The following is a 2,149-nucleotide window of genomic DNA, read 5'->3' on the forward strand; positions in this document are numbered from 1 at the left end:
GGCCGTCAACACATGGTGCGATCAGGTCAAAATCGCCGCGTAGAAAAACTTGACTCAATCACTACGCAATCAATTCAGTCAAGGAATCTAGCGAGGCGTACGCTTTCGAATGTCACGAAGGCGCAAGCGCTGGGTGAGGCGCTATCCACCTTTGTCGGGTTGATCCATTGTGACTGTGCGCCGGGGCAGGTCTTCGCGTGCCGGTGCCGCGAGGCGCCCAGCCGGATCGCTGGTATTTTGATGGACCGATACTTTGAACTTGCCGAAGGCCCCTTTGATCCCAATTTGGTCTGGAGTTGGCTCCGCAAACTACACCTCGGAACAGGATCACGCCCGCGGGACGGGGCAGCGCTGCGTGCGCTGGAATCAGACACGACCTTGCGACGCCAAGTGCAGGAATTGTGCATGGCCGACGGCGGAAACACGTCGGCAGGGCGCTTCGCGCTGCTGCGTCAAGGTCTCCTGCACCCTGGCCTCTTGATGTCGGAAGAGGACATTCACCATCTGGTCGATGTCGCGTTCCAAGCTGGCAATGTAGAGGCGTGGTCGGGCTTCATTCGGCCACATGCGAGGCATGGCGAATCCAGGTCGGTCGATGCGCTGCGGAGCACTATGCGTCGCCATGCAAACCAGAACACGGCGTTCATGGCGGCATGGAGCCGGCAGAACTATTTCTGGCGCCGACAGACGCCAAGCGATGTTCGGATGCGGCGATTGATTAATCGAAGCGCCCGACGCAGGCAGCAACGCGAAGACGATCGGTTACGCCATTTGCATGCGCATCGCTTGCGCATCCAGCGAGGAGAATTCTTTGGGTGGAACCAGGAATTTGCCTATCACTATCTGCGCAGCCCAGAGCAGCTTCCCTCGGACCGCCAGTTGGCAGAAGATGCGCTGGCCAATAGCATTAGCGAGCTCGAGAAATATACGCCCACTCTCGAAGAGCTAGGTCGAGGCGAGAAGACGCACATCGCGATGGTGCTTCACGCCGGATGCCTCGTGATGTTCCGACGAGGAATCTCCCTTAATGGCGTCGACAAGAGCATCTTGTGTGCTGTCAAGACGCAGGCCAGGTTTTCAAATGAATACGGCGAAGGCGAGCGGGAGCGCTTTGAGGCTGCCATCGACACGCTCGTCATGTCGTCGCCACTCGAAGCGGAAGCGTTTGCCCGCCAGTTTATCGGTGCTTCGCTGAATTCTGAATGCCCTGATCAATTGTGGTGGCTTTCTGCTGAAGCGATCTTTCACTGCCTGGCAGGCCAACTCGCGGTCGAGTGGCTGTCAGGCCACCCCGATCTACCGCTGCAAAAGCTGGATTCGCTCTTCGAGCTCGCAGTTCGCTTCGCGCCGCGCGAATGGGTCGTTCGCTTTGTCGCAGAGCGCTGCGATGCAGCGCTTTCCGCCCAGCCGAGTACTGACGCACCAATATCCGAACGCGCAACATTCTGGTTCTTGCGCCATTTCTTCTTTGCCCCGTCGGACCAGGACGGGATCTGGGACCTGTTGTTACGAGACAAGATGATCGTGCTGGCGTTGGAGCATCGAACGGGTGCGCTCCATCGCAGCCGCCACGCCGGGTGGCCCCAATTGGACGCAGTAAAGGCCTTTCGGGTACTCGACGCGCAGGTGACCAACTGGCCGGCCGTGCCCCTGCCGAGCCATTGGGGCACGTCATCGCCGCGAAAAGAGACCGCTTACCGCTACCTCCGGGACCTAGTGTGGCTGATTGACCGTGACCACACGGACCGAAGCCTGCCGGTGATAGATCAGCTACTGGAGGACGATCGCTTCCAGCATTTCGAGAGAGACCTCAAGAGTATCCGCGTTGCTGGGCGCCGACGGCGCGCGCTCGAAGCATTCCACCCGCCTCATTTGCCCGACATCTCGGCGATGCTAGAAGACGGAAGGATTGCTTCGGTGGAGGACATGCGGGCTCTGTTGAAGGAGCAGCTTGAGGCTTTCCAACGTTGGATCGATGGCGCAGAGACCAACCCTCGGGAGATGTTCTGGCCTAGTGGCAAGCGGGTGAACGAGAATACCGCGCGCAATCGAATAGTTGAACGACTTACCGCTCAACTTGAAGCGCTTGGACAATCGGTCGTCATTGAACATCATATGTCTGACGATAACCGTTGCGATTTCACAGTGA

The 2,149-nt window shown here is 58.5% G+C and carries 1 protein-coding gene; it reads left to right on the forward strand.

What is annotated here, in order from left to right:
* Positions 1 to 405: 405 nt before the first annotated feature.
* The coding region (locus tag K309_RS0134650) for a hypothetical protein (RefSeq protein ID WP_029050442.1) at positions 406 to 2,149 on the forward strand (1,744 nt) is incomplete at its 3' end.

The sequence above is a fragment of the Cupriavidus phytohabitans genome (assembly GCF_000426345.1).
Classification (GTDB): Bacteria; Pseudomonadota; Gammaproteobacteria; order Burkholderiales; family Burkholderiaceae; genus Cupriavidus.